Genomic DNA, 25,827 nt, shown 5'->3' on the forward strand with positions numbered 1-25,827 from the left:
CGATCAGCTTACTTGCGGTCTTCCAGCTTGGTGATGTCACGCGACTCGTAGCCGGTGTACAGCTGGCGCGGACGGCCAATCTTGTACGGGCTGGAGAGCATTTCTTTCCAGTGGGAGATCCAGCCCACGGTCCGCGCCAGGGCGAAGATCACGGTGAACATGCTGGTTGGAATGCCGATCGCCTTGAGGATGATCCCCGAGTAGAAGTCGACGTTCGGGTACAGCGAGCGCTCGATGAAGTACGGGTCGGTCAGGGCGATCTCTTCCAGGCGCATGGCCAGTTCGAGTTGCGGATCGTTCTTGATGCCCAGTTCCTTCAACACTTCGTCGCAGGTCTTCTTCATTACGGTGGCGCGCGGGTCGCGGTTCTTGTAGACCCGGTGACCGAAGCCCATCAACTTGAACGGATCGTTCTTGTCCTTGGCCTTGGCGATGAACTTGTCGATGTTCGAGACATCGCCGATTTCATCGAGCATGGTCAATACGGCTTCGTTCGCACCGCCGTGGGCAGGGCCCCACAGTGCGGCGATACCGGCGGCGATACAGGCGAACGGGTTGGCACCCGAAGAGCCCGCCAGGCGCACGGTAGAGGTCGAGGCGTTCTGTTCGTGGTCGGCGTGGAGGATGAAGATCTTGTCCATCGCGGCGGCCAGCACCGGGCTGATCGGTTTGATCTCGCACGGGGTGTTGAACATCATGTGCAAGAAGTTTTCCGCGTACGTCAGGTCGTTGCGCGGGTACATCATGGGTTGACCCATGGAGTACTTGTAAACCATTGCGGCCAGGGTCGGCATCTTGGCAACCAGGCGGATCGCGGAGATTTCGCGATGCTGCGGGTTATTGATGTCCAGGGAGTCGTGATAGAAGGCCGACAGGGCGCCGACTACGCCGCACATGACGGCCATCGGGTGGGCGTCGCGACGGAAGCCGTTGAAGAAGGTCTTCAACTGCTCGTGAACCATGGTGTGGTTCTTTACGGTGCTGACAAACTGGGCCTTTTGCTCAGCTGTTGGCAATTCGCCATTAAGCAGCAGGTAGCAGGTTTCCAGGTAGTCCGACTGTTCAGCAAGCTGTTCGATCGGGTAGCCGCGGTGCAGCAAGATACCGTTATCACCGTCGATATAGGTGATCTTCGACTCGCATGAGGCGGTCGACATGAAGCCTGGGTCGAATGTAAAACGGCCCGTGGCCGTCAGGCCCCGTACGTCGATAACATCGGGACCAACGGTGCCGGTTAAAATGGGCAGCTCGACGGGGGCTGCGCCCTCGATGATCAACTGCGCTTTTTTGTCAGCCATGTGGCCTCCTATTTATGCTTCAAATCATCAGACAGACCCCCCACGCAGGGCCCGCACCACTATAGTGAGATAAATTCAGATGTCAATTTGCCTAAAGTCTTGCTCCAGAAGGCTTTAACCGTACTTTTTCCTCGAAATTACCTGCCGTTTACGCCTTTTATGCCGCCAGCGCAATGCGCTATTAGGGTGAGGAGTGCGCGTTGTCATTAGTTGCCTAACTGTCTATACTCGGCCTCCGACCGCCAGGGGCTTTTGGGCCCGTTTTGATGGGGGTCGCACTCCCTGGGTGGTGGTTACCTGACCAGTGCACTCCCCAACAACTTTGCCCTGATTGTTAGGGGCTCTTCAGTGTGAAAAAAAGCCGTGAATAGCCAACGACCTGTAAACCTAGACCTAAGGACCATCAAACTCCCCATCACCGGCGTAACGTCGTTCCTGCACCGTGTATCCGGCATCATCCTGTTTCTTGGCCTGGGCATCATGCTTTATGCATTGAGCAAATCCCTGGGTTCGGAAGAAGGGTACGCCGAGGTGAAGGCATGCTTGACCAGTCCGCTGGCCAAATTCGTCGCCTGGGGCCTCCTGTCCGCTCTGCTTTATCACCTTGTGGCCGGTATTCGCCACTTGATCATGGACATGGGTATCGGTGAGACGCTGGAAGGCGGCAAGCTGGGCTCGAAAATCGTCATCGCCATTTCCGTGGTGCTGATCGTTCTGGCGGGAGTTTGGATATGGTAACCAGCGTTACGAACCTGTCGCGTTCGGGCCTCTATGACTGGATGGCGCAACGTGTGTCTGCGGTTGTTCTCGCGGCTTATTTCATCTTCCTGATCGGGTACCTCGCGGCGAACCCTGGCATTGGCTACGCCCAATGGCACGGCCTGTTCGCTCACAACGGGATGCGCATCTTCAGTCTGCTGGCCCTTGTAGCCCTGGGCGCTCACGCCTGGGTTGGCATGTGGACCATCGCGACCGACTACCTGACGCCGATGGCGCTGGGCAAGTCCGCGACAGCAGTACGGTTTCTCTTCCAGGCAGTATGCGGCGTCGCGATGTTCGCTTACTTCGTCTGGGGTGTGCAGATTCTTTGGGGTATCTGATTCATGGCTAACACAGTTAATACGCTTTCATTCGACGCCATCATCATTGGCGGCGGCGGTGCCGGCATGCGCGCTGCGCTGCAACTGGCCCAGGGCGGTCACAAGACTGCCGTGATCACCAAGGTGTTCCCGACCCGTTCCCACACCGTTTCGGCCCAGGGTGGCATCACGTGCGCCATCGCCTCCGCCGATCCAAACGATGACTGGCGCTGGCACATGTACGATACCGTCAAGGGTTCCGACTATATCGGTGACCAGGACGCTATCGAATACATGTGCTCCGTAGGCCCGGAAGCGGTCTTCGAGCTGGAACACATGGGTCTGCCGTTCTCCCGTACCGAACAGGGTCGCATCTACCAGCGTCCGTTCGGCGGTCAGTCGAAAGACTTCGGTAAGGGTGGCCAGGCCGCTCGTACCTGTGCCGCAGCCGACCGTACCGGTCACGCGCTGTTGCACACCCTGTACCAGGCCAACCTGAAGGCCGGCACCGTATTCCTCAACGAATACTACGGCGTCGACCTGGTGAAGAACGAAGACGGTGCCTTTGTAGGCATGATCGTTATCTGCATCGAAACCGGCGAAACCTCGTACGTGCGGGCTAACGCCACCGTATTGGCGACCGGCGGTGCAGGCCGTATCTACTCTTCGACTACCAACGCCCTGATCAACACCGGTGACGGTATCGGCATGGCCCTGCGTGCAGGCGTTCCGGTACAAGACATCGAAATGTGGCAGTTCCACCCGACCGGCATCGCCGGCGCCGGTGTACTGGTTACAGAAGGTTGCCGTGGTGAAGGTGGTTACCTGATCAACAAGAACGGCGAGCGCTTCATGGAGCGTTATGCTCCGAACGCCAAAGACCTTGCCGGTCGTGACGTTGTAGCCCGTTCCATGGTTAAAGAGATCATCGCCGGTAACGGCTGTGGTCCCGATGGCGACCACGTGATGCTGAAGCTCGATCACCTCGGTGAAGAAGTGCTGCACAGCCGTCTGCCAGGCATCATGGAGCTGTCCAAGACCTTTGCCCACGTTGACCCGGCTGTTGCGCCGATCCCGGTTGTTCCAACTTGCCACTATATGATGGGCGGCGTTGCCACCAACATTCATGGCCAGGCGATCACCCAGGACGCCGACGGTGTCGACCAGATCATCCCTGGTCTGTTCGCGGTAGGTGAAGTGGCGTGCGTATCGGTTCACGGTGCCAACCGCCTGGGTGGCAACTCGCTGCTCGACCTGGTGGTATTCGGTCGCGCCGCCGGTCTGTTCCTGGAACAGACCCTGAAGGAAGGCGTTGATTACGCTCGTCCACGCCAGTCCGACATCGACGCTGCCCTGGCACGTCTGGATGGCCTGAACTCGCGTACCGATGGCGAAGACGTCGCCTCCCTGCGCAAAGAGCTGCAAAGCTGCATGCAGAACTACTTCGGTGTGTTCCGTACCGGCGAATACATGCAGAAAGGTATCGCCCAGCTGGCTGACCTGCGTACGCGCATTGCCAACGTCAAGATCAACGACAAGAGCCAGGCGTTCAACACCGCTCGAATCGAAGCCCTTGAGCTGCAAAACCTGCTGGAAGTGGCTGAAGCGACTGCGATCGCCGCCGAGGTTCGTAAAGAATCCCGTGGTGCTCACGCTCGTGAAGACTATGAAGACCGCGACGACGAAAACTGGTTGTGCCACACCCTGTACTTCCCGGGTGACAAGCGCGTAACCAAGCGTGCCGTGAACTTCTCGCCGAAGACGGTTCCGACGTTTGAACCGAAGATTCGGACTTACTAAGGGTGGCTGCCATGTTGAAAGTCAGTGTTTATCGCTACAACCCTGATCAGGACGCTGCGCCGTTCATGCAGGAATTCCAGGTCGATACCGGTGGTAAGGACCTGATGGTGCTGGACGTGCTGGCCCTGGTTAAAGAGCAGGACGAGGGTTTCTCCTATCGTCGCTCTTGCCGTGAGGGTGTCTGCGGCTCCGACGGCATGAACATCAACGGCAAGAACGGCCTGGCGTGCATCACGCCGCTGTCTTCCGTGGTGAAAGGCAACAAGTTGGTTGTTCGTCCGCTGCCAGGTTTGCCGGTTATCCGTGACCTGGTCGTCGATATGAGCATCTTCTACAAGCAATACGAGAAGGTTAAGCCATTCCTGCAGAACGACACGCCGGCTCCGGCCATCGAGCGTCTGCAGACTCCGGAAGAGCGCGAGAAGCTGGACGGTCTGTACGAGTGCATCCTGTGCGCTTGCTGCTCGACTTCCTGCCCGTCCTTCTGGTGGAACCCCGACAAGTTCCTGGGCCCCGCTGCCCTGCTGCAAGCGTACCGCTTCCTGGCAGACAGCCGTGACACCAAGACTGCCGAGCGTCTGGCTTCGCTGGATGACCCGTTCAGCGTATTCCGCTGCCGCGGGATCATGAACTGCGTCAACGTATGTCCTAAAGGCCTGAACCCGACTAAGGCCATTGGTCACGTACGTAGCATGCTGCTGCAAAGCGGCGTGTAACCGACGTTGTAGTAAAAGCAGGACCGTTGTGCCCGTAGATGCTACGGCGCAGGCTTCAACCGGCGCCGTAGTTTTAACTTGAGCAGCGACTTACAAAGACGCGGCTCTTATTTTGAAGAAATGAGACAAGCAGGGGCATTCGGGTTGGTACCCGAACTATCAGCGTGATCCTAAGTGGCTTGTTTTGGTCGCTGCACTTGGCCTTTTGCAAGCAAACTCGGTGTTTTCGCCGGTGGTGTCCCCAAATCGAGGGTGACCAAGCATGCAAGAAAGCGTGATGCAGCGCATGTGGAACAGCGGCTATCTTTCAGGTGGTAACGCTGCCTATGTGGAAGAGCTTTATGAGCTCTACCTGCACGACCCTAACGCTGTGCCAGAAGAATGGCGCACCAAATTTCAGACGTTGTCTTCAGACGGCAACGCTGCCACCGATGTATCGCACGCAACAATTCGCGATCAGTTCGTGCTGCTGGCAAAGAACCAGCGCCGCGCCCAGCCGGTTTCTGCCGCAAGCGTGAGCAGTGAGCACGAGAAGAAGCAAGTTGAAGTACTGCGACTGATCCAGGCCTACCGTATGCGTGGCCACCAGGCAGCCCAGCTTGACCCGCTGGGGCTGTGGCAGCGTCCTGCACCTGCAGACCTGTCGATCAATCATTACGGCTTGACCAATGCCGATCTTGATACGACCTTCCGTGCCGGCGACCTGTTCATCGGCAAAGAGGAAGCGAGCCTACGCGAAATTCACGAAGCGTTGCAGCAGACATATTGCCGCACCATCGGTGCCGAATTTACGCACATCACTGATTCCGAGCAGCGCCACTGGTTCCAGCACCGCCTTGAAGGCGTGCGTGGTCGCCCGGTGCTGTCTGCGGACGTCAAGAGCCACTTGCTCGAGCGCGTCACTGCAGCGGAAGGCCTGGAAAAATACCTGGGCACCAAATACCCGGGCACCAAGCGTTTCGGCCTGGAAGGCGGCGAAAGCCTGATCCCGATGCTCGACGAGCTGATCCAGCGTTCCGGTTCCTACGGCACCAAGGAAATCGTGATCGGCATGGCCCACCGTGGCCGCTTGAACGTGCTGGTCAACACCTTCGGCAAGAACCCGCGCGAGCTGTTCGACGAGTTCGAAGGCAAGAAGAAGGTCGAGCTGGGTTCCGGTGACGTTAAATATCACCAGGGCTTCTCGTCCAACGTAATGACCACCGGCGGTGAAGTTCACCTGGCCATGGCGTTCAACCCATCCCACCTGGAGATCGTTTCTCCAGTGGTCGAGGGGTCGGTACGTGCGCGCCAGGATCGTCGTAACGATTCCACCGGTGAGAAGGTCTTGCCGATTTCCATCCACGGTGACGCGGCGTTCGCCGGTCAGGGCGTGGTCCTGGAAACGTTCCAGATGTCGCAGACTCGCGGCTTCAAGACCGGCGGTACCGTTCACATCGTCATCAACAACCAGGTGGGCTTCACCATCAGCAACCCGCTGGACGCACGCTCTACCGAGTACGCGACCGACGTTGCCAAGATGATCCAGGCGCCGATCCTCCATGTGAATGGTGATGATCCGGAAGCCGTGTTGTTCGTGACCCAGTTGGCCATCGATTACCGCATGCAGTTCAAGCGTGACGTGGTCATCGACCTGGTCTGCTACCGTCGTCGCGGTCACAACGAAGCGGATGAGCCTAGCGGCACCCAACCGTTGATGTACCAGCAAATCACCAAGCAGCGCACCACCCGTGAGCTGTATGCCGATAGCCTGATCAAGGCCGGCGTGGTGGACGATGCACGTGTTCAGGCGAAGATCGATGAATACCGCAACGCGCTGGACAACGGCCTGCATGTCGTGAAAAGCCTGGTCAAGGAGCCGAACAAAGAGCTGTTCGTTGACTGGCGTCCGTACCTGGGCCACGCCTGGACGGCGCGTCACGACACCTCGTTCGATCTGAAGACCCTGCAGGAACTGTCGGCCAAGCTGCTGGAAATCCCAGACGGTTTCGTCGTACAGCGCCAGGTTGCGAAGATCTACGAAGACCGTCAGAAGATGCAAGCCGGCGGCCTGCCGATCAACTGGGGTTACGCTGAAACCATGGCGTACGCGACCCTGGCGTTCGAAGGTCACCCGATCCGCATGACCGGCCAGGACATCGGCCGCGGTACGTTCTCGCACCGTCACGCTGTGTTGCACAACCAGAAAGACGCGGGCACCTACATCCCGTTGCAGAACCTGTACGAAGGCCAGCCACGTTTCGACCTGTACGATTCGTTCCTGTCCGAAGAAGCCGTACTGGCGTTCGAATACGGTTACTCGACCACCACGCCTCAGGCGCTGGTGATCTGGGAAGCCCAGTTCGGCGACTTCGCCAACGGTGCCCAGGTGGTTATCGACCAGTTCATCACCAGCGGCGAGCACAAGTGGGGCCGTCTGTGCGGTCTGACCATGCTGCTGCCACACGGTTATGAAGGTCAGGGTCCGGAGCACTCCTCGGCCCGTCTGGAGCGTTACCTGCAATTGTGCGCCGAGCACAACATCCAGGTGTGCGTGCCGACTACCCCGGCCCAGATCTACCACTTGCTGCGTCGCCAGGTGATCCGCCCGCTGCGCAAGCCGCTGGTAGTGCTGACGCCGAAATCGCTGCTGCGTCATAAATTGGCCATCTCGACCCTGGAAGATCTGGCGGATGGTTCGTTCCAGACCGTTATTTCAGAAATCGATACCCTCGACGCGGCCAAGGTCACTCGCCTGATCCTGTGCAGCGGCAAGGTTTACTACGATTTGCTGGAAAAACGCCGTGCCGAAGGCCGCGAAGACATCGCCATCGTGCGGATCGAGCAGCTTTACCCGTTCCCGGAAGACGACCTGATGGAGGCCATCGCGCCTTACACCAACCTCACCAATGTGGTGTGGTGTCAGGAAGAACCGATGAACCAGGGCGCGTGGTACAGCAGCCAGCATCATCTGCGTCGCAGCATCGGCAATCACAAACAGGCACTGGGCCTGGAGTACGCCGGTCGTGATGCTTCTGCTGCACCTGCGTGTGGTTATGCGTCGATGCACGCCGAACAGCAGGAAAAACTGCTGCAAGATGCTTTCACTGTTTAACGCCTTCGCGCTGACTGAAACCGAATTTTAAGGACCCACAGATAATGGCTATCGAAATCAAAGCCCCGTCATTCCCGGAATCGGTTGCCGATGGCACCGTTGCCACCTGGCACAAGAAACCAGGCGAGGCCGTCAAGCGTGACGACCTGATCGTCGACATCGAAACCGACAAGGTCGTGCTCGAAGTGTTGGCTGAAGCTGACGGCGTGCTGGGCGCAATCGTTGCCGAAGAAGGCGCTACCGTCCTGTCGAACCAGGTACTGGGCTCGATCGAAGAGGGCGGTGCTGCTGCCGCTGCCGCTGCCGCTGCTCCTGCTCCTGCCGCCGCTGCGGCACCGGCTGCTGCCGCAGCTCCAGCTGCTGCACCGGTTGCGGGTGGCGAAGATCCAATCGCTGCACCGGCTGCGCGTCAGCTGGCTGACGAAAACGGCATCAACCTGGCGTCCATCAAGGGCACCGGCAAAGATGGCCGTGTGACCAAGGAAGACGTGGTTGCCGCCGTTGAAGCCAAGAAAAACGCTCCAGCTGCTGCGCCTGCCAAGGCTGCTGCCCCGGCTGCCGCTGCTCCTGTGTTCGCCGCTGGCGACCGCACCGAGAAGCGCGTACCGATGACCCGCGTGCGTGCCACCGTGGCCAAGCGCCTGGTTGAAGCACAGTCGAACATGGCGATGCTGACTACTTTCAACGAAGTCGACATGACCGAAGTCATGGCCCTGCGTTCGAAGTACAAGGACCTGTTCGAGAAGTCCCACAACGGCGTACGCCTGGGCTTCATGTCGTTCTTCGTGAAAGCGGCCACCGAAGCGCTGAAACGCTTCCCGGCAGTCAACGCTTCCATCGACGGCGGCGACATCGTTTACCACGGTTATGCTGACGTCGGCGTTGCCGTCTCCAGCGACCGTGGCCTGGTGGTACCGGTTCTGCGTAACGCCGAGCTGATGAGCCTGGCTGAAATCGAAGGCGGCATCGCCAACTTCGGCAAGAAGGCCCGTGACGGCAAACTGACCATCGACGAGATGACCGGTGGTACCTTCACCATCACCAACGGTGGTACTTTCGGTTCGATGATGTCGACTCCGATCGTCAACCCGCCACAAGCTGCGATCCTGGGCATGCACAACATTCTGCAGCGTCCTATGGCGATCAACGGCCAAGTGGTTATCCGCCCGATGATGTACCTGGCGCTGTCGTACGATCACCGCCTGATCGATGGTAAAGAAGCCGTGACTTTCCTGGTGACCATCAAGAACCTGCTGGAAGACCCGGCTCGTCTGCTGCTGGATATCTGATAAAGCGGCGGTGCGCCGTACCACCCGGTCTGCCGCGAGGCAGGCCGGAGTGCGGCTCACGGCTTGAAGCTTTTAGCTAAAGAGGATTTTTTTTCATGTCGCAGAAATTTGACGTTGTAGTGATTGGCGCAGGCCCTGGCGGCTACGTTGCCGCCATCAAGGCCGCACAACTGGGCCTCTCGACTGCTTGCATCGAAAAATACACCGACAAGGAAGGCAAACTGGCGCTGGGCGGTACTTGCCTGAACGTTGGCTGCATTCCTTCCAAGGCGCTGCTGGACAGCTCCTGGAAATTCCACGAAGCGCAAGACGGTTTTGCCATCCACGGCATCAACCACGCTGGCGTGACCATGGACGTGCCAGCGATGGTCGGCCGCAAGGCCAACATCGTTAAAGGCCTGACTTCCGGCGTTGCTACCCTGTTCAAGGCCAACGGCGTTACTTCCCTGCAAGGCCACGGCAAACTGCTGGCCGGCAAGAAAGTTGAAATCACCAAGCCTGACGGTTCGACCGAAATCATCGAAGCCGAGAACGTGATCCTGGCTCCAGGTTCGCGTCCAATCGACATTCCACCGGCTCCGGTCGACCAGAACGTGATCGTTGATTCGACCGGCGCCCTGGAATTCCAAGCGGTTCCAAAACGTCTGGGCGTGATCGGCGCTGGCGTGATCGGCCTGGAACTGGGTTCGGTCTGGTCCCGCCTGGGTTCCGAAGTGACCGTGCTGGAAGCCCTGGACACGTTCCTGCTGGCTGCCGACACCGCAGTGTCCAAAGAAGCGCTGAAAACCCTGACCAAACAAGGTCTGGACATCAAGCTGGGCGCTCGTGTTACCGGTTCCAAGGTTAACGGCGAAGAAGTTGTCGTGACCTACACCGACAAGGATGGCGAACAGACCATCACTTTCGACAAGCTGATCGTAGCCGTTGGTCGCCGTCCGGTGACCACTGACCTGCTGGCTTCCGACAGCGGCGTGAACATCGACGAGCGTGGTTTCATCCACGTTGACGATCACTGCGCTACCACCGTGCCGGGCGTCTACGCCATTGGCGACGTGGTTCGCGGCATGATGCTGGCGCACAAGGCTTCCGAAGAAGGCATCATGGTTGTCGAGCGCATCAAGGGTCACAAGACCCAGATGAACTACGACCTGATCCCGTCTGTTATCTACACCCACCCGGAAATTGCATGGGTCGGCAAGAACGAACAGCAGTTGAAAGCTGAAGGCGTTGAAGTTAACGTCGGCACCTTCCCGTTTGCCGCTTCTGGCCGTGCCATGGCAGCCAACGACACCGGTGGTTTTGTCAAAGTCATCGCTGATGCCAAGACTGACCGCGTATTGGGCGTCCATGTGATCGGCCCAGGCGCAGCAGAACTGGTTCAGCAAGGCGCAATCGGTATGGAATTCGGCACCAGCGCCGAAGACATCGGCATGATGGTTTTCTCCCATCCGACCCTGTCCGAAGCGCTGCACGAAGCCGCGTTGGCAGTGAATGGCCATGCCATCCACATCGCCAACAAGAAGAAGCGCTAAGCGAGATAATAAGAAACCACGGCGGTTGCCCGTCGTGAGCCTTGTGCGCAAGACTCACCGCGGAATATCCGCTGGACGCAGTCTTGCGCAGTTTCACCACCCAGGGTTCAGGCCTTTGGTGGTTTGACTGTGCAAGCAGCAGTCACAGGTGGCGCGGCACTCAATAAAGAGCGCAGCGCCGAATGCGCAGTACCTAACGAAGACGGTAATAAGCATGAATCTTCACGAGTATCAGGGTAAGCAGCTGTTCGCTGAATACGGCCTGCCAGTATCCAAGGGTTACGCAGTAGACACCCCGGAAGCAGCAGCAGAAGCTTGCGACAAAATCGGCGGCACCGAGTGGGTTGTCAAAGCCCAGGTCCACGCTGGTGGTCGCGGTAAAGCGGGCGGCGTCAAGCTGGTTCGCAGCAAAGAAGACGCCAAAGCCTTCGCTCAGCAGTGGCTGGGCAAGCGTCTGGTGACTTACCAGACTGATGCCAATGGCCAGCCAGTCACCAAGATCCTGGTTGAATCGTGCACTGATATCGCTAAAGAGCTGTACCTGGGCGCTGTCGTTGACCGTTCGAGCCGTCGCATCGTGTTCATGGCCTCCACCGAAGGTGGCGTGGACATTGAGAAGATCGCTGAAGAAACCCCAGAAAAAATTCTGAAAGCCACTATCGATCCACTGGTTGGCGCTCAGCCATTCCAGGGTCGCGAGCTGGCATTCCAGTTGGGTCTGGAAGGCAAGCAAGTTGCCCAGTTCGCCAAGATCTTCGTAGGTCTGGCCAAACTGTTCCAGGATCACGATCTGGCCCTGCTGGAAGTGAACCCGCTGGTGATCAAGGCTGACGGCGATCTGCATTGCCTCGATGCCAAGATCAACATCGACGCCAACGCCATGTACCGTCAGCCTAAGCTGAAGACTTTCCACGATCCGTCGCAAGACGATCCGCGCGAAGCGCACGCTGCCAAGTTCGAACTGAACTACGTAGCCCTGGAAGGTAACATCGGTTGCATGGTCAACGGTGCTGGCCTGGCCATGGGTACCATGGACATCGTCAACCTGCATGGCGGCAAACCAGCCAACTTCCTCGACGTAGGCGGCGGTGCCACCAAAGAACGCGTTACCGAAGCGTTCAAGATCATCCTGTCCGACTCCAACGTCGCTGCAGTACTGGTCAACATCTTCGGCGGCATCGTTCGTTGCGACATGATTGCCGAAGGCATCATCGGTGCAGTGAAAGAAGTCGGCGTTAAAATCCCGGTTGTTGTGCGCCTTGAAGGTAACAACGCTGAACTGGGCGCTAAAGTACTGGCAGAAAGCGGTTTGAACATCATCGCTGCTACCAGCCTGACCGACGCTGCTCAACAAGTTGTCAAAGCTGCGGAGGGCAAATAATGAGCGTCCTGATCAATAAAGACACCAAGGTTATCTGCCAGGGTATTACCGGTTCCCAAGGTAGTTTCCACACCCAGCAAGCCATCGAATACGGCACCAAGATGGTGGGTGGCGTTACTCCTGGTAAAGGCGGCACCGAGCACCTGGGCCTGCCAGTGTTCAACACCGTGAAAGATGCTGTAGCTGCCACTGGCGCCACCGCCAGCGTGATCTACGTTCCAGCTCCTTTCTGCAAGGACTCCATCCTGGAAGCAGCATTCGGCGGCATCAAGCTGATCGTTTGCATCACCGAAGGCATTCCTACCCTGGACATGCTGGACGCTAAAGTTAAGTGCGACGAGCTGGGCGTAGTCCTGATCGGCCCTAACTGCCCAGGCGTGATCACTCCAGGCGAATGCAAGATCGGCATCATGCCAGGTCACATTCACTTGCCAGGTAAAGTCGGTATCGTTTCCCGTTCCGGCACCCTGACCTACGAAGCTGTCAAGCAGACTACTGACGCCGGTTTCGGTCAGTCGACTTGCGTCGGCATCGGCGGTGACCCGATCCCAGGCTCGAACTTCATCGACATCCTGAAGCTGTTCCAGGAAGACCCGAAGACCGAAGCGATCGTAATGATCGGTGAGATCGGCGGTTCGGCTGAAGAAGAAGCGGCTGCCTACATCAAGGCACACGTGACCAAGCCGGTTGTTTCCTACATCGCTGGTGTGACTGCCCCTGCTGGCAAGCGCATGGGCCATGCGGGCGCAATCATCTCTGGCGGCAAGGGTACTGCAGACGAGAAGTTTGCTGCCCTGGAAGACGCAGGCGTTAAAACCGTGCGTTCGCTGGCAGACATCGGCAAGGCTTTGTCCGAGCTGACCGGTTGGGCTGTCAAGTAAGCCTCGCGCTTAACTGACGCTTCACCCCACAAAGGCCACCTTCGGGTGGCCTTTGTGCATTCTGAAGGTTGGTGGAGATCAACATGTGGGAGCGGGCTTGCTCGCGAAAGCGGTGTGTCAGTCAGCTCATGAGTGGCTGATACACCGCTTTCGCGAGCAAGCCCGCTCCCACATTCGATCGTATTTCAAAATTTAGATATAAAAACGCGACATAAAAATGTCGCTTATCGGACAGTTCGCCCCGCAACAGTGCGTTTGACCCGCAAATTCGTTAGGCTAGCCGCCTCTTTATGCGTACGCATCCCAAAAGGAAGCCTCGCGCCAGACCGGTCGGTCCCCATCCGGACCGGCAGTATTTCCCTCATCCATAGGGAAGCCCTCTCTAAATTCCGATTCAGTAGTGTGGTATTTCCTCAAATGAAAGTGTTGAAAAGCCAGGACATCCTGGCGTTGGGCTTTATGACTTTTGCCCTGTTCGTGGGCGCCGGCAACATCATCTTCCCGCCAATCGTCGGTTTACAGTCCGGGCCTCATGTCTGGATGGCAGCGCTGGGCTTCCTGATCACCGCGGTCGGTTTGCCGGTGATCACCGTTGTCGCCCTGGCCAAAGTCGGTGGTGGCATGGACGCGTTGAGCAGTCCGATCGGCAAGATTGCCGGTGGCTTGCTGGCAGCGGCGGCCTACCTGGCTGTCGGCCCGTTGTTCGCCACCCCGCGAACCGCCACCGTTTCCTTTGAAGTGGGCCTGGCGCCGCTGACCGGTGAAAGCCCGCTGGCGCTGTTCCTCTACAGCTCGGTGTACTTCCTGTTGGTGTTCTTCATCTCCCTGTACCCGGGCCGCCTGCTGGATACCGTCGGTCGTTTCCTGGCACCGTTGAAGATCATCGCCCTGGCCGTCTTGGGCATTGCTGCCTTTGCCTTGCCGGCCGGCGATGTGGGTGTTGCCACCCCTGAGTACGTGGCGGCACCGTTCTCCCAGGGCTTTATCAATGGTTACCTGACCATGGATACCCTCGGCGCGCTGGTATTCGGCATTGTGATCGTCAACGCGATCCGCTCCCGTGGCGTCGAGTCGCCGAAGCTGATCACCCGCTACGCGATCATCGCCGGGCTGATTGCCGGTGTGGGCCTGGCGCTGGTGTACATCAGCCTGTTCCGCCTCGGTTCGGGCAGCCACGAAGTGGCGGCCGGTGCCGCCAACGGCGCCGCCGTGCTGCACGCCTACGTCCAGCACACCTTCGGCTCCCTGGGCAGCGGCTTCCTCGCCGTGCTGATTTCCCTGGCGTGCCTGGTAACCGCGGTGGGCCTGACCTGCGCCTGCGCCGAGTACTTCAGCCGCGTACTGCCGCTGTCCTATAAGACCCTGGTGGTGATCCTGGCGGTATTCTCGCTGTTTGTGTCCAACCTGGGCCTGACCAAGCTGATCGCGTTCTCGATCCCGGTGCTGACCGCCATCTACCCGCCGTGCATCGTGCTGGTGGCCCTGAGCTTCTGTAAGGACTTCTGGCAGGAGCAGGGCCGGATCGTTGGCCCGGTGATGCTGGTGTCGTTCATCTTCGGTTGCATTGACGCGCTGAAGGGCGCGGGCCTGGCTGACTGGATGCCATCGCAACTGGCTCACCTGCCGCTGAGCGAGCAGGGCCTGGCGTGGCTGGTGCCTTCGGTGATGACGCTGGTGGTTGCGGTGGTGATTGACCGCCTGCTGGGCAAACGCAGTGAAGCGATGGCTTAAACGTTTAGCCACTAACTTGTGCCGAGGTTTAGTTCGAAGTTTCGAGCTGCCCGGCCGGGTTAAAAGCACCGGACAAAGTAAAGCCCGCTATTAAGCGGGCTTTCTTTTGCAACATGACTTTTCAAGTCACAGTGTTCAAGTCGTCAGACTCAAGAACCGGTTGCAGGTGTTGCTTCTTTCGCTGCAGCTTCGTTCGATTCAGCCTGAGCTTTGGCAGCATCGGCGTTTTCTTTCGCAGCGTCGTTCACTTTATCCTGTGCTTTCGCCATGTCTTTTTGAGCTTGCTCAGAGTGGGCTGCGGCGTCTTGGGCTTTGTCTTCGGATTTTTTGTCGCAGGCAGCGAGGCCGAGGGCAGCAGCCAGCATCATGGAAATAGCTAAAGTCTTGCGCATGGGGTGTTTCTCCTTATTGAAGATATCTACTGGCCTTTCGAGCCTATGCCCAACGCTTAGTTCCTTAAATCTCACAGATATATAAGGCTTTTCCCTAGGGAACTTTCAGCAAGGTTGTCTACTCCGCCGGCTCCACACTAATAAGAGTCTTTAACGAATGACCGAAAATCCTCTTTTATCCCGTGCCACGCGCTTTGTTTCAGCCTTGCGCCACTGCCAGGTGCTGGGCATCCAGGTGCACGCCGCCAGTGAGGACGGCATGACGCTGGTGCTGCCCTATGCTCCGCATATCGTCGGTGACCCGCAGACCGGCGTGATCCACGGCGGCGCCATCACATCCTTGATGGACACCGCCTGTGGCATGGCTACCTTGTGCGTACTACCGGAGTTCGAGGTTTGCCCGACCCTGGACCTGCGCATCGACTACATGCACCCGGCCGAGCCCCATAAACCGGTATTCGGCTTTGCCCAGTGCTACCGGGTGACCACCGACGTGATCTTCACCCGCGGCTTCGCCTACCAGGACGATCCGCAGCAACCGATTGCCCACGTGGTGGGTACGTTCATGCGCATGGGCAAGCGCCTCAAGGGCAGCCAGGGCCTGGGCAATGCAATCAAGGGAGAACAGGCATGAAACATCAGTTCAAAACCCGTCTGCAGCAAGCCCACGAACGGGGCAACTATGAGGCGCTGCTCAACCTGATTCCCTACGCCAGGCTGATCGGTATCGAATGCACGCGCCTGGGGGATGAATTGCTGTTTCGCATGCCGGCCAACAAGGACAACATTGGTAACCCGATATTGCCGGCGATCCACGGCGGGGTGATCGCGGGCTTCATGGAGCTGTCCGCAGCCTTGCATTTGCTGGTTTTCACCGGTGCGCCTGGTGTTCCCAAGATCATCGATTTCTCCCTGGATTACCTGCGCGCCGGCCAGTTTCGCGACACCTACGCCAAATGCCAGGTGTGGCGCCAGGGCCGGCGGGTGGCCAACGTGGCGATCACCGCATGGCAAAGTACCCAGGCCGAACCGATTGCCACCGCCCGTGCGCATTTCAAGATTGAGGAACCGGCTCGCCCTTGAAATCCTGGTCTTAGCCCCCAACTTTGATGACAACCCGCCGCCAACCCTCAAGGGCGCGGCCACTGCCATCCAATTGGAGTTTGATGACCATGAGTGTGGAAACTCAAAAGGAAACCCTGGGCTTCCAGACCGAGGTGAAGCAACTGCTGCACCTCATGATCCATTCGCTGTATTCCAACAAGGAAATTTTCCTTCGCGAATTGATCTCGAACGCCTCTGACGCTGTCGACAAATTACGTTTCGAAGCCCTGTCCAAGCCTGAGTTGCTGGAAGGTGGCGCGGAACTGAAAATCCGTGTGAGCTTCGACAAGGACGCGAAAACCGTCACCCTCGAAGACAACGGTATCGGCATGAGCCGTGACGATGCGATCACCCACCTGGGGACCATCGCCAAATCCGGCACCGCTGATTTCATGAAGAACCTGTCGGGCGACCAGAAGAAAGATTCGCACCTGATCGGTCAGTTCGGCGTGGGCTTCTACTCGGCCTTCATCGTTGCCGACAAGGTTGAAGTATTCAGCCGCCGTGCCGGCCTTGCCGCCAGCGAAGGCGTGCACTGGTCTTCCAAGGGCGAGGGCGAATTTGAAATCGCCACTGTCGACAAGGCTGATCGTGGTACCCGCATCGTCCTGCACCTGAAGTCCGGTGAAGACGAGTTCGCCGATGGCTGGCGTCTGCGCAATATCATCAAGAAGTACTCCGACCACATCGCGTTACCGATCGAGTTGCCGAAAGAACAAGCGGCGGCCGAAGGCGAAGAAGCCCCAGCCCAGGAATGGGAAGTGGTCAACCGCGCCAGCGCCCTGTGGACCCGTCCTCGTACCGAAGTCAAGGACGAGGAATACCAGGAGTTCTACAAGCACATTGCCCACGATTACGAAAACCCGCTGAGCTGGAGCCACAACAAGGTCGAAGGCAAGCTGGAATACAGCTCGCTGCTCTACGTACCGGCCCGTGCTCCGTTCGACCTGTACCAGCGTGAAGCGCCGAAAGGCCTGAAGCTGTATGTGCAGCGCGTATTCGTGATGGACCAGGCGGAATCGTTCCTGCCGTTGTACCTGCGCTTTATCAAGGGTGTGGTTGACTCCAACGACCTGTCGCTGAACGTGTCGCGGGAAATCCTGCAGAAAGACCCGATCATCGACTCGATGAAGTCGGCGCTGACCAAGCGTGTCCTCGACATGCTGGAAAAGCTGGCGAAAAACGAGCCTGAGCAATACAAGGGCTTCTGGAAAAACTTCGGCCAGGTCATGAAAGAAGGCCCGGCAGAAGATTTCGCCAACAAGGAAAAAATCGCCGGGCTGCTGCGTTTCGCATCGACCAACGGTGACGACGGCGAGCAGAACGTTTCCCTGGCTGAATACCTGGCTCGCGCCAAGGAAGGTCAGGACAAGATCTACTACCTGACCGGTGAAACCTACGCTCAGGTCAAGAACAGCCCGCACCTGGAAGTCTTCCGCAAGAAAGGCATCGAAGTGCTGCTGCTGACCGACCGCATCGACGAGTGGCTGATGAGCTACCTCAGCGACTTCGACGGCAAGAGCTTTGTTGACGTCGCCCGCGGCGACCTGGACCTGGGCAACCTGGATTCCGAAGAAGACAAGAAAGCCGCTGAAGAAGTGGCCAAGTCCAAAGAGGGTCTGGTTGAGCGAATCAAGACCGCCTTGGGCGATGCCGTCAGCGAAGTGCGGGTTTCCCACCGTCTGACCGATTCCCCGGCGATCCTGGCCATCGGCGAGCAGGACCTGGGCATGCAGATGCGTCAGATCCTGGAAGCCAGCGGTCAGAAGGTTCCGGATTCCAAGCCGATCTTCGAATTCAACCCGGCGCACCCGCTGATCGAGAAACTCGACGGCGAGCAGAGCGAAGAGCGGTTTGGCGACCTGTCGCACATCCTCTTCGACCAGGCAGCCCTGGCTGCCGGCGACAGCCTGAAAGACCCGGCCGCTTATGTGCGCCGACTGAACAAGCTGTTGGTTGAACTGTCGGTTTAACACCGTTGTAGAAAAACCCGCTTCGGCGGGTTTTTTCGTTCTGGAGCCTTTCACCTGGAGTAAATGATGAGCCAAATCACCGTGCGTTCCGTGGTCTATCAGATTGATGGCCAGTCTTATGAAAGCCGCCTGGCATTTGATGCCAGTCATAAGGGCCCGCTGCCAGGGTTGTTGATGGCGCCGAACTGGATGGGTGTCAGTGCCGGCGCTGAAGAGATCGCCAAGAGCGTGGCCAGCAAGGGCTACGTGGTGCTGCTTGCCGACCTGTACGGGCAAACCGTCCGCCCTTCGAACGGCGATGAAGCGGGTGCGGCGATGATGCCGTTGAAGAATGACCGGCCGCTGTTGAACAAGCGCATGCAGGTCGCGCTTGATCACCTGAAAACCCAGACTGAAGCGGCGGTGGATACCTCGAAGCTGGCGACCTTTGGTTTCTGCTTCGGTGGTTGCTGCTCCCTGGAGCTGGCACGTACCGGTGCACCGTTGAAAGCTGCCGTTTCGTTCCACGGCAGCCTCGACACGCCGAACCCGGCCGATGCAAAAAACATCAAGGGTTCCGTGCTGGTGTTGCACGGTGCTTCCGACCCGTTGGTGCCGAAGGAGCAACTGCCGGCGTTTGAAGACGAAATGAACGCCGCCGGTGTGGATTGGCAATTGCTGAGCTACGGCGGTGCGGTGCACTCGTTTACCGACCCGCACGCGAATGTGCCGGGCAAGATGATGTATGACGCGAAGACCGCTGCGCGGGCCTTCCAGTCGATGCATAACTTGCTGGATGAAGTGTTCAAGGGCTGATAGTTCGGTTGCCTTGGCTGGCCCCTTCGCGAGCAAGCCCGCTCCCACATTTTAACCGTGTACATCCTGAAGGAACGCGGTCGAAATGTGGGAGCGGGCTTGCTCGCGAAGGCTGTTTCACAGGCAATAAAGCGCTTAAGCCTTGCCTCCAGGCAACTCGATCCGCTCACTTTCCCCCGGCACTGTCGGCCAATCCCCAGCCGCCCAACGCTGCCGAGCCTGCTCGATCAACGCCGGATCACTCGCGACAAAATTCCAGTTAATCCGCCGTGGCCCATCCAGCGCCGCGCCGCCGAACACCACCAGGTGGCAATCAGTCTCGGCAAACAGCCCCATGCTTGCGCCTGCCGGCAACACCACTAGGCTATGCACCTCCAGCGCTTCGCCATCCAACTGCGCCTCACCCTCCAGCACGTACACCGCCCGTTCTTCATGCTCATCCGGGATCAGCAGGGTGGTAGCCGTCTGCATCCGCACCTCGGCATACAAGGTGGGCGACAACACCGGCACCGGCGATTCGAGGCAAAAGCCATTGCCGGCAATCAGGCGAATCTGCACGCCGAGGTTATCGCTCACCGGCAAGCTGGCGGCCGGATGATGGCTGTAATGCCCAGGCCCTTGTTCATGTTCCTTGGGGGAGGCCAGCCACACTTGCAACCCGTGCAGGCTGAAACCACTGGCCTTCAACGCCTCGGGGCTGCGTTCAACGTGGGCAATGGCACTGCCGGCTGTCATCCAGCTGACGTCCCCGGCCTTGACCACCTGATCGGAGCCGAGGCTGTCCTTGTGCAGGAGTTCGCCTTCAAACAGGTAGGTCAGGGTAGAGAGGCCGATGTGCGGGTGTTGGCGAATGTTCATGCCGGTACCCGGGGCATAACGGGTTTGCAGCATATGGTCGAAAAACACGAAAGGCCCGACGCTGCGGCATTGCCTGGAGGGCAGTGGGCGCAGGATCGGTTGGCCTTCCACATCTTCGGCGCGCGGGCGAATCACGGTCACGGTGGTCATGGTGCTTCCCAGTCTGAGCGGGTCTGATGGTACTGAGCATAACCCGCTCGACGGGAGGTTGCCGCTACTGGCTGAAGGCGCCTTCGGAGAGCCGGGTCTCAATGGTAACTTCGGCCGTGGTCATCAGCTTGTGCACCGGGCAGCGATCCGCCACGCGGTGCAGCTCGTCGCGCTGCTCGTCAGTGAGTACGCCCTTGAGGGTCAGTTTGACGTTGAGCTTGTATTTGCCCTTTTGCTCTTCGGTGCTGTCATGGGTGACTTCCACGGTCACGCCGGTCAGCGGTATGTCTTTTTTCTGCGCATAGAGCTTGACGGTCAGGGCCTTGCAGGACGCCAGTGCGGCGTCGAAGTAATCGTGGGGGGAGGGCGCCGAATCGTCACCGCCCAGGCTCTTGGGCAGGTCGGTAAACAGCTCGTGGTTATTGATATTGACGCTGTGGCGGAAGTTTTCGGCGTTCAGCGTGTTCACGGTAACAGGCATGGCAAACCTCACAGGGTGGCAGGAAGAAGCTCATGCAGTTATAGAGCATGCTGGCACGTTGGTGTTCCCCGTTGTTTACCGCTGAACCCGCAGGCGCGGTCCGAGGTCTACCGGCATTAGCCCTTGTTTGAGATACCCCCGTGCGCCGGACCCGCCTGAGTATTGCCCTGTTGCTGACCGCCGCAAGCCTTGCGGTGCAGGCTCGCGACTATGCCTACAGCGATGCACACCTGCATTACGTCGATTTCTTCCAGGAGTCGGCGGGCATGGATAAATTACTCAAGGCCATGGCCGATAATCGCATCGAGCATGTGATGATTTCCGGCATACCGGTGGCCAAGAAATGGCATGAGGACGAACCCAAGCGGCCGCGCTATTACGCCGGGGACGACGCCGACGCCTATTGGTACAGCGCCACCGACGTGTTCGTCGCCGATGCGGTCAATAAACTGAGCCCGGAGCAACGTCAGCGCTTTCATCCGTTCCTCAGTGGTTTCAATCCCAACGATAAAAATGCCGCATCCCATATCCAGCGCATGCTCGATCTCAATCCTGGGCTCTGGCAAGGCATCGGCGAAGTCTTCACCCGTCACGACGACCTGACCGCGCTGACCTCCGGCGACACCCCAAGGGCCAACAACGAGGCGATGACCCGCATCTATCACCTGGCCGCGGAGAATGATCTGCCGGTGATGGTGCATTCCAACATCACCTCCAAGCGTGAGAAAAATCCGTTGTACCTGGCGGAAATGGAAGAGCCGCTACGTAATCACCCGCACACCCGGTTTATCTGGGCCCATGCGGGCAGCAGCATGGAGATCCATCGGCACCAGACGCAGATGGATTTTTTGCTGCCGACCCTGGCGCGCATGCTGGAGGCTTACCCGAACCTGTACGTCGACCTGTCCTGGAGCGTGCTCACGCCTTACTTGCTGGATGAGGCGGGAAAGGCACGCCCTGAGTGGGTAAAACTGGTGGAGCGCTTCCCGGACCGCTTCATGCTTGGCTCAGACGTGGTAGGACGCTTCAACAAGCTCGGTAAGGAAATGCGCAGCTTTGACCCGTTCCTCGATGCGTTGCCTGAGGATGTGGCCAGAAAGGTCGCACGGGACAATTTCCTGGCGATTCTGCCCAAGCCCAGGTGATGGGTTTAGCTGAATCGCTACAGCCGGGGCGGGGCGATCATAAGGCGTTTTGATATCGCGTTTTCGTCTTAGGCAAACGTCTCAACTCGCCGATACCTTTCAAGAGCCCGCTGCAGGTGGATGCAGCGCTTTTGGAAGGATTCCGAGCATGAATATCAGAAGTCTGAATATCGCCCCTCGCGCCGGCCTGGGGTTTGGTTTGCTGGCGCTGATGGTGTTTGCCCTGGGCGGGTTCGCCTTGTTGCAGATGGGCAATATGCGCCAGCAGTCTGACCAGGTGGAAAACAACTGGCTGCCCAGCGTGATGGCGGTCGGCGAGATGAATCAGGACCTGCTGCGGGTACGGGCCCTGACGTTGCGGCTACTGCTTAACCGCGACCCGCAGGCAATCACGCAGAATGAGCAGAAAATCACCGAGCTGAAAAGCGGCCTGCACAAGGCTCAGTCCCTCTATGAAGGTTTGATCGTGCTGCCAGAAGAGCGGGTGCTGTTCGATCGCTTTAAAACCGAGGAAGAGCGTTACCTGCAGCGCCAGGAACAGGTGATGGCGTTTTCCCGGGCGAATCAGTTGGAAGACGCGATCAAGGTGGTCAACGGCGAGATGAACCAGTTGGCCGACGAACTGGCCGGCACCCTGCGTGAGCTGGTGACGTTGAACAAGGTCAGTGCCAATCAGGCGGCGAGCCTGGCGCAAAGTGTGTTCACGCAATCGCGCAGTTGGGTGGTTGGCATGATTGCCGTGACGGCGCTGATCACCATCGGACTGGCATTGTTGCTGACCCGCAGTATTGTGCTGCCGTTATCCCAGTCTTTGAAAGTCGCCCAGGGTGTGGCCAGTGGCGATCTGACCGGGGTGATTACTGTCAGCGGCCAGGATGAGCCGGCGCGTTTGCAGCAGGCGCTGAAAAGCATGCAGGAGAGCCTGCGGGAAACCATTCGGCGTATTTCCGATTCGTCCAGCCAGTTGGCGTCGGCTTCCGAAGAGCTTAGTTGCGTGACCGAAGATGCCACCCGTGGGTTGCATCAGCAGAGTCAGGAAATCGAGCAGGCGGCTACTGCGGTGAACCAGATGACGGCGGCGGTGGAGGAGGTGGCGAGCAATGCGGTGGCTACGTCCCAGGCGTCGCGGGAGTCGGATCGTATCGCTCAGCATGGGCGCGAGCAGGTGCATCAGACGGTGTTGTCGATTGAGTCCCTGGCGGATGATGTGACGGCCAATGCGACTCAGGTGGAGGACCTGGCGCAGAAGGTGTATGGCATCAGCAAGGTGCTGGATGTGATTCGTTCGATTGCCGAGCAGACCAATTTGCTGGCGCTGAATGCCGCCATCGAAGCGGCGCGAGCTGGGGATGCCGGGCGTGGGTTTGCGGTGGTGGCGGATGAGGTGCGTGCCTTGGCGCATCGTACGCAGCAGTCGACCCAGGAAATCGAGCAGATGATCAGTGGGATTCAGCAGGGGACTGATCAGGCTGTCAGCTCCATGCAGCAGAGCAATACTCGGGCGCGGTCAACGTTGGATATCGCCAAGTCGGCGGGGACGGCGCTGGAGGAGATTGCTTCGGCGTTTACCCTGATCAACGAGCGCAACCTGGTGATTGCCAGTGCCTCGGAAGAACAGGCGGCGGTGGCGCGGGAGGTGGATCGCAATTTGATGAATATTCGCGATTTGGCACAGCAGACGTCGGCGGGGGCGAACCAGACCAGTGCGGCGAGCCAGGAGTTGTCGCGGTTGGCGGTGGATCTCAACACGATGGTGGCTCGGTTTTCGGTTTAGGTTGTTGGGGGGGCATATCCGTTGCTGCGGTCACGGCGGCTTATGGTTTCGCTCTTACAGCGAGTCACTTTGCAAAAAAGCGGCAAAGTAACCAAAGCGCTCTGCCCCGCCTGTCGGCGGGGCGCCTAAGATCAAAAGCAAGAGCACGGCGGCCTGGAAGCCGACCTGAGTGTTAGAAGCAAAAGCAGAACCGCTTTTCTGTCGGAGCCGGCTTGCCGGCGAAAACCTGAGAACGCCGCGTTGAATCAGGATGCCAGCGTCATCGTTAACGACCTTCGCGAGCAAGCCCGCTCCCACATTTGGACCGTGCCCGCTTTAGCTTTTGATTTTGCTTCTAAACACTCAAGCCTGAGCGAGGTGCCGAGTGATCGGGCAAGAGCGTTTTGCTTACTTTTGACTGGGCACGCATTCCGGCTTTCAAAAGTGAGCCACTGTAAGCGCGGTAAACGGGTAAAAAAACGCCCCGAACCAGTCGGGGCGTTTTCAGGCGATCAAGCTGCGAGAGCTTACTTACCCTGCCAGCGTTTCAGCACCAGGGTGGCGTTAGTGCCACCAAAGCCGAAGCTGTTGCTCATCACTGTATTGATGGTCGCATCTTCACGAGTCTTGGTCAGGATAGGCATGTCAGCCACGTCCGGGTCCAGTTCCTCGATGTTGGCAGAACCTGCCATGAAGTTGCCTTCCATCATCAGCAGGCAGTAGATCGCTTCGTGAACGCCAGCGGCGCCCAGGGAGTGACCCGACAGGCTCTTGGTAGAGCTGATCGCCGGAGCCTTGTCGCCGAATACCGCACGCACGCCTTCCATTTCCTTGGAGTCGCCGACCGGAGTCGAAGTACCGTGGGTGTTCAGGTAGTCGATCGGGGTATCAACGGTGGACATGGCCATCTGCATGCAGCGGATGGCGCCTTCGCCGCTTGGCGCAACCATGTCGTAGCCGTCGGACGTCGCGCCGTAGCCGACGATTTCCGCGTAGATCTTCGCACCACGGGCCAGGGCGTGTTCCAGCTCCTCGACCACCACCATGCCGCCACCGCCGGCAATGACGAAGCCATCACGGTTCTTGTCATAGGCGCGGGAGGCTTTGTCCGGGGTTTCGTTGTACTGGGTCGACAGGGCGCCCATGGCGTCGAACAGGAACGACTGGCTCCAATGTTCTTCTTCACCGCCGCCGGCAAACACGATGTCCTGCTTGCCCAACTGGATCTGCTCTACAGCGGTACCGATGCAGTGAGCACTGGTGGCGCAAGCGGAGGAGATCGAGTAGTTCACGCCCTTGATCTTGAACGGCGTGGCCAGGCAGGCGGAAACGGTGCTGCCCATGGTCCGCGTGACGCGGTACGGGCCAACGCGCTTGACGCCTTTCTCGCGCAGGATGTCCAGCGCTTCCATCTGGTTCAAGGTCGACGCGCCACCGGAACCGGCGATCAGACCGGTGCGTACGTTGGACACCTGGTCTTCGCTCAGGCCGGAATCGGTGATCGCGTCCTTCATGGCCAGGTAGGCGTAAGCGGCTGCGTGGCCGACGAAGCGATAGATCTTGCGATCAATCAGCTCTTCGAGGGGCAGGTCGATGGAGCCGGAAACCTGGCTACGCAGACCCATTTCGGCATATTCCGGGTTGAAGCGGATGCCAGGGCGACTTGCACGCAGGTTAGCGGAGACGGTCTCTTTGTCATTGCCCAGGCACGAAACAATGCCCAGACCAGTGATAACGACGCGGCGCATGCGGATAACCCTTAAAAGTTGTCAGTGGAAGTGAATACGCCGACCCGAAGGCCTTCGGCAGTATAAATCTCGCGACCGTCGACAGTCACCGAACCATCGGCAATGGCCAGGTTCAGCTTGCCCTTGAGGACGCGCTTGATTTGAATGTTGTAAGTGACTTTCTTGGCGGTCGGCAAGACCTGGCCAAAGAACTTCACTTCGCCCGAACCCAGGGCGCGACCGCGGCCCGGCAGGCCTTGCCAGCCCAGGTAGAAACCGACCAGCTGCCACATGGCGTCAAGGCCCAGGCAGCCCGGCATCACCGGATCGCCTTCGAAATGGCAGGCGAAAAACCACAGGTCAGGGGTGATATCCAGCTCGGCGACCAATTCACCTTTGCCGTACTTGCCACCCTCTTCGCTGATATGGGTGATGCGATCCACCATCAGCATGTTCGGGGCGGGCAGTTGCGCGTTACCTGGGCCGAACAGCTCACCGCGACTGCAGCGCAGCAGGTCTTCCCGAGTAAAGGCGTTTTGTTTGGTCATGCGAGCTCCTCAATAATCCCATGCGGCAGGGCAGGGCAAATCTTCCCGGCCGACTGAAGCGTTCATGCCTCATATCGGCAGCCTACACATAGACTATTGC

The 25,827-nt window shown here is 58.7% G+C and carries 22 protein-coding genes; 16 read left to right on the forward strand and 6 right to left on the reverse strand.

What is annotated here, in order from left to right; all coding sequences use genetic code 11:
* Positions 1-8 precede the first annotated feature (8 nt).
* On the reverse strand, positions 9-1,298 hold the full coding sequence (gene gltA, locus HX817_RS24790) for a citrate synthase (RefSeq protein ID WP_003210575.1): 1,290 nt from the start codon (positions 1,296-1,298) through the stop codon (positions 9-11).
* 363 nt (positions 1,299-1,661) lie between these two features.
* Between gltA and sdhC the strand changes: the two genes are divergently transcribed.
* The 10 genes from sdhC to brnQ all read left to right on the forward strand — a co-directional run bounded on the left by sdhC (position 1,662) and on the right by brnQ (position 14,801).
* Positions 1,662-2,036 carry a succinate dehydrogenase, cytochrome b556 subunit gene (sdhC, locus tag HX817_RS24795; RefSeq protein WP_008433998.1) on the forward strand — a complete coding sequence of 125 codons (375 nt, stop codon included), beginning with the start codon at positions 1,662-1,664 and terminating at the stop codon, positions 2,034-2,036.
* Entirely contained in the window at positions 2,030-2,398 is a 369-nt protein-coding gene (gene sdhD / locus HX817_RS24800; RefSeq protein WP_003210573.1) for a succinate dehydrogenase, hydrophobic membrane anchor protein, read from the forward strand. Before sdhC ends, sdhD begins: the two co-directional genes overlap by 7 nt.
* A gap of 3 nt (positions 2,399-2,401) precedes the next feature.
* Positions 2,402-4,177, forward strand: a complete 1,776-nt coding sequence (sdhA, locus tag HX817_RS24805) for a succinate dehydrogenase flavoprotein subunit (RefSeq protein WP_003210572.1) — start codon at positions 2,402-2,404, stop codon at positions 4,175-4,177.
* 11 nt (positions 4,178-4,188) lie between these two features.
* Positions 4,189-4,893 carry a succinate dehydrogenase iron-sulfur subunit gene (locus HX817_RS24810; RefSeq protein ID WP_003210571.1) on the forward strand — a complete coding sequence of 235 codons (705 nt, stop codon included), beginning with the start codon at positions 4,189-4,191 and terminating at the stop codon, positions 4,891-4,893.
* Between the two features lie 262 nt (positions 4,894-5,155).
* Complete coding sequence (locus HX817_RS24815; protein WP_003210570.1) at positions 5,156-7,987, forward strand: 2-oxoglutarate dehydrogenase E1 component; 2,832 nt, start codon at positions 5,156-5,158, stop codon at positions 7,985-7,987.
* Between the two features lie 44 nt (positions 7,988-8,031).
* Entirely contained in the window at positions 8,032-9,276 is a 1,245-nt protein-coding gene (gene odhB / locus HX817_RS24820) for a 2-oxoglutarate dehydrogenase complex dihydrolipoyllysine-residue succinyltransferase (protein WP_177041469.1), read from the forward strand.
* A gap of 95 nt (positions 9,277-9,371) precedes the next feature.
* The gene (gene lpdA / locus HX817_RS24825; RefSeq protein WP_003210568.1) at positions 9,372-10,808 is read left to right on the forward strand and encodes a dihydrolipoyl dehydrogenase; all 1,437 of its coding nucleotides are present in this window, start codon (positions 9,372-9,374) and stop codon (positions 10,806-10,808) included.
* A gap of 214 nt (positions 10,809-11,022) precedes the next feature.
* Complete coding sequence (gene sucC / locus HX817_RS24830) at positions 11,023-12,189, forward strand: ADP-forming succinate--CoA ligase subunit beta (RefSeq protein ID WP_003210567.1); 1,167 nt, start codon at positions 11,023-11,025, stop codon at positions 12,187-12,189.
* Positions 12,189-13,070 carry a succinate--CoA ligase subunit alpha gene (sucD, locus tag HX817_RS24835; protein WP_003210566.1) on the forward strand — a complete coding sequence of 294 codons (882 nt, stop codon included), beginning with the start codon at positions 12,189-12,191 and terminating at the stop codon, positions 13,068-13,070. Before sucC ends, sucD begins: the two co-directional genes overlap by 1 nt.
* A 417-nt stretch (positions 13,071-13,487) precedes the next feature.
* Positions 13,488-14,801 carry a branched-chain amino acid transport system II carrier protein gene (gene brnQ, locus HX817_RS24840; RefSeq protein ID WP_003210565.1) on the forward strand — a complete coding sequence of 438 codons (1,314 nt, stop codon included), beginning with the start codon at positions 13,488-13,490 and terminating at the stop codon, positions 14,799-14,801.
* Positions 14,802-14,950: 149 nt separating this feature from the next.
* Here the strand turns inward: brnQ and HX817_RS24845 are convergent, their stop codons facing one another.
* Positions 14,951-15,193, reverse strand: coding sequence for a hypothetical protein (locus HX817_RS24845; protein WP_003210564.1), 243 nt, complete (start codon positions 15,191-15,193; stop codon positions 14,951-14,953).
* A gap of 157 nt (positions 15,194-15,350) precedes the next feature.
* On the opposite strand from HX817_RS24845, the gene HX817_RS24850 reads away from it, so the two are divergent.
* The 4 genes from HX817_RS24850 to HX817_RS24865 all read left to right on the forward strand — a co-directional run bounded on the left by HX817_RS24850 (position 15,351) and on the right by HX817_RS24865 (position 19,065).
* Complete coding sequence (locus tag HX817_RS24850; RefSeq protein WP_003210563.1) at positions 15,351-15,827, forward strand: PaaI family thioesterase; 477 nt, start codon at positions 15,351-15,353, stop codon at positions 15,825-15,827.
* Positions 15,824-16,276: a PaaI family thioesterase gene (locus tag HX817_RS24855; RefSeq protein ID WP_087694453.1), complete on the forward strand. Its 453-nt coding sequence runs from the start codon at positions 15,824-15,826 to the stop codon at positions 16,274-16,276. Before HX817_RS24850 ends, HX817_RS24855 begins: the two co-directional genes overlap by 4 nt.
* A gap of 89 nt (positions 16,277-16,365) precedes the next feature.
* The gene (gene htpG / locus HX817_RS24860) at positions 16,366-18,270 is read left to right on the forward strand and encodes a molecular chaperone HtpG (RefSeq protein WP_003210561.1); all 1,905 of its coding nucleotides are present in this window, start codon (positions 16,366-16,368) and stop codon (positions 18,268-18,270) included.
* 66 nt (positions 18,271-18,336) lie between these two features.
* Positions 18,337-19,065: a dienelactone hydrolase family protein gene (locus HX817_RS24865; RefSeq protein ID WP_008434010.1), complete on the forward strand. Its 729-nt coding sequence runs from the start codon at positions 18,337-18,339 to the stop codon at positions 19,063-19,065.
* Between the two features lie 135 nt (positions 19,066-19,200).
* Here the strand turns inward: HX817_RS24865 and HX817_RS24870 are convergent, their stop codons facing one another.
* Both HX817_RS24870 and HX817_RS24875 read right to left on the reverse strand, forming a co-directional pair.
* A complete protein-coding gene (locus tag HX817_RS24870) occupies positions 19,201-20,073 on the reverse strand; it encodes a pirin family protein (protein WP_003210559.1) in 873 nt (290 codons plus the stop codon).
* 64 nt (positions 20,074-20,137) lie between these two features.
* Positions 20,138-20,554: an OsmC family protein gene (locus HX817_RS24875; protein WP_003210558.1), complete on the reverse strand. Its 417-nt coding sequence runs from the start codon at positions 20,552-20,554 to the stop codon at positions 20,138-20,140.
* Between the two features lie 140 nt (positions 20,555-20,694).
* Between HX817_RS24875 and HX817_RS24880 the strand changes: the two genes are divergently transcribed.
* Together HX817_RS24880 and HX817_RS24885 are read left to right on the forward strand one after the other, a co-directional pair.
* On the forward strand, positions 20,695-21,699 hold the full coding sequence (locus HX817_RS24880; RefSeq protein ID WP_008434016.1) for an amidohydrolase family protein: 1,005 nt from the start codon (positions 20,695-20,697) through the stop codon (positions 21,697-21,699).
* Between the two features lie 148 nt (positions 21,700-21,847).
* Positions 21,848-23,473, forward strand: a complete 1,626-nt coding sequence (locus tag HX817_RS24885; RefSeq protein WP_003210555.1) for a methyl-accepting chemotaxis protein — start codon at positions 21,848-21,850, stop codon at positions 23,471-23,473.
* Between the two features lie 506 nt (positions 23,474-23,979).
* Here HX817_RS24885 and fabB read toward each other — a convergent pair.
* Both fabB and fabA read right to left on the reverse strand, forming a co-directional pair.
* Complete coding sequence (fabB, locus tag HX817_RS24890; RefSeq protein ID WP_003210553.1) at positions 23,980-25,200, reverse strand: beta-ketoacyl-ACP synthase I; 1,221 nt, start codon at positions 25,198-25,200, stop codon at positions 23,980-23,982.
* A gap of 11 nt (positions 25,201-25,211) precedes the next feature.
* Entirely contained in the window at positions 25,212-25,727 is a 516-nt protein-coding gene (gene fabA / locus HX817_RS24895) for a 3-hydroxyacyl-[acyl-carrier-protein] dehydratase FabA (RefSeq protein ID WP_003210552.1), read from the reverse strand.
* Between the last annotated feature and the right edge of the window lie 100 nt (positions 25,728-25,827).

Source organism: Pseudomonas sp. C6002, assembly GCF_013385805.1.
In the GTDB taxonomy this organism is placed as follows: domain Bacteria; phylum Pseudomonadota; class Gammaproteobacteria; order Pseudomonadales; family Pseudomonadaceae; genus Aquipseudomonas.

What these genes read in the sequence shown, in the direction of transcription:
- gltA (WP_003210575.1), bottom strand. Translation starts at nt 1,298, where the DNA reads ATGGCTGACAAAAAAGCGCAGTTGATCATCGAGGGCGCAGCCCCCGTC.
- sdhD (WP_003210573.1), top strand. Translation starts at nt 2,030, where the DNA reads ATGGTAACCAGCGTTACGAACCTGTCGCGTTCGGGCCTCTATGACTGG.
- sdhA (WP_003210572.1), top strand. Translation starts at nt 2,402, where the DNA reads ATGGCTAACACAGTTAATACGCTTTCATTCGACGCCATCATCATTGGC.
- HX817_RS24810 (WP_003210571.1), top strand. Translation starts at nt 4,189, where the DNA reads ATGTTGAAAGTCAGTGTTTATCGCTACAACCCTGATCAGGACGCTGCG.
- HX817_RS24815 (WP_003210570.1), top strand. Translation starts at nt 5,156, where the DNA reads ATGCAAGAAAGCGTGATGCAGCGCATGTGGAACAGCGGCTATCTTTCA.
- odhB (WP_177041469.1), top strand. Translation starts at nt 8,032, where the DNA reads ATGGCTATCGAAATCAAAGCCCCGTCATTCCCGGAATCGGTTGCCGAT.
- lpdA (WP_003210568.1), top strand. Translation starts at nt 9,372, where the DNA reads ATGTCGCAGAAATTTGACGTTGTAGTGATTGGCGCAGGCCCTGGCGGC.
- sucC (WP_003210567.1), top strand. Translation starts at nt 11,023, where the DNA reads ATGAATCTTCACGAGTATCAGGGTAAGCAGCTGTTCGCTGAATACGGC.
- sucD (WP_003210566.1), top strand. Translation starts at nt 12,189, where the DNA reads ATGAGCGTCCTGATCAATAAAGACACCAAGGTTATCTGCCAGGGTATT.
- brnQ (WP_003210565.1), top strand. Translation starts at nt 13,488, where the DNA reads ATGAAAGTGTTGAAAAGCCAGGACATCCTGGCGTTGGGCTTTATGACT.
- HX817_RS24845 (WP_003210564.1), bottom strand. Translation starts at nt 15,193, where the DNA reads ATGCGCAAGACTTTAGCTATTTCCATGATGCTGGCTGCTGCCCTCGGC.
- HX817_RS24850 (WP_003210563.1), top strand. Translation starts at nt 15,351, where the DNA reads ATGACCGAAAATCCTCTTTTATCCCGTGCCACGCGCTTTGTTTCAGCC.
- HX817_RS24855 (WP_087694453.1), top strand. Translation starts at nt 15,824, where the DNA reads ATGAAACATCAGTTCAAAACCCGTCTGCAGCAAGCCCACGAACGGGGC.
- htpG (WP_003210561.1), top strand. Translation starts at nt 16,366, where the DNA reads ATGAGTGTGGAAACTCAAAAGGAAACCCTGGGCTTCCAGACCGAGGTG.
- HX817_RS24865 (WP_008434010.1), top strand. Translation starts at nt 18,337, where the DNA reads ATGAGCCAAATCACCGTGCGTTCCGTGGTCTATCAGATTGATGGCCAG.
- HX817_RS24870 (WP_003210559.1), bottom strand. Translation starts at nt 20,073, where the DNA reads ATGACCACCGTGACCGTGATTCGCCCGCGCGCCGAAGATGTGGAAGGC.
- HX817_RS24875 (WP_003210558.1), bottom strand. Translation starts at nt 20,554, where the DNA reads ATGCCTGTTACCGTGAACACGCTGAACGCCGAAAACTTCCGCCACAGC.
- HX817_RS24885 (WP_003210555.1), top strand. Translation starts at nt 21,848, where the DNA reads ATGAATATCAGAAGTCTGAATATCGCCCCTCGCGCCGGCCTGGGGTTT.
- fabB (WP_003210553.1), bottom strand. Translation starts at nt 25,200, where the DNA reads ATGCGCCGCGTCGTTATCACTGGTCTGGGCATTGTTTCGTGCCTGGGC.
- fabA (WP_003210552.1), bottom strand. Translation starts at nt 25,727, where the DNA reads ATGACCAAACAAAACGCCTTTACTCGGGAAGACCTGCTGCGCTGCAGT.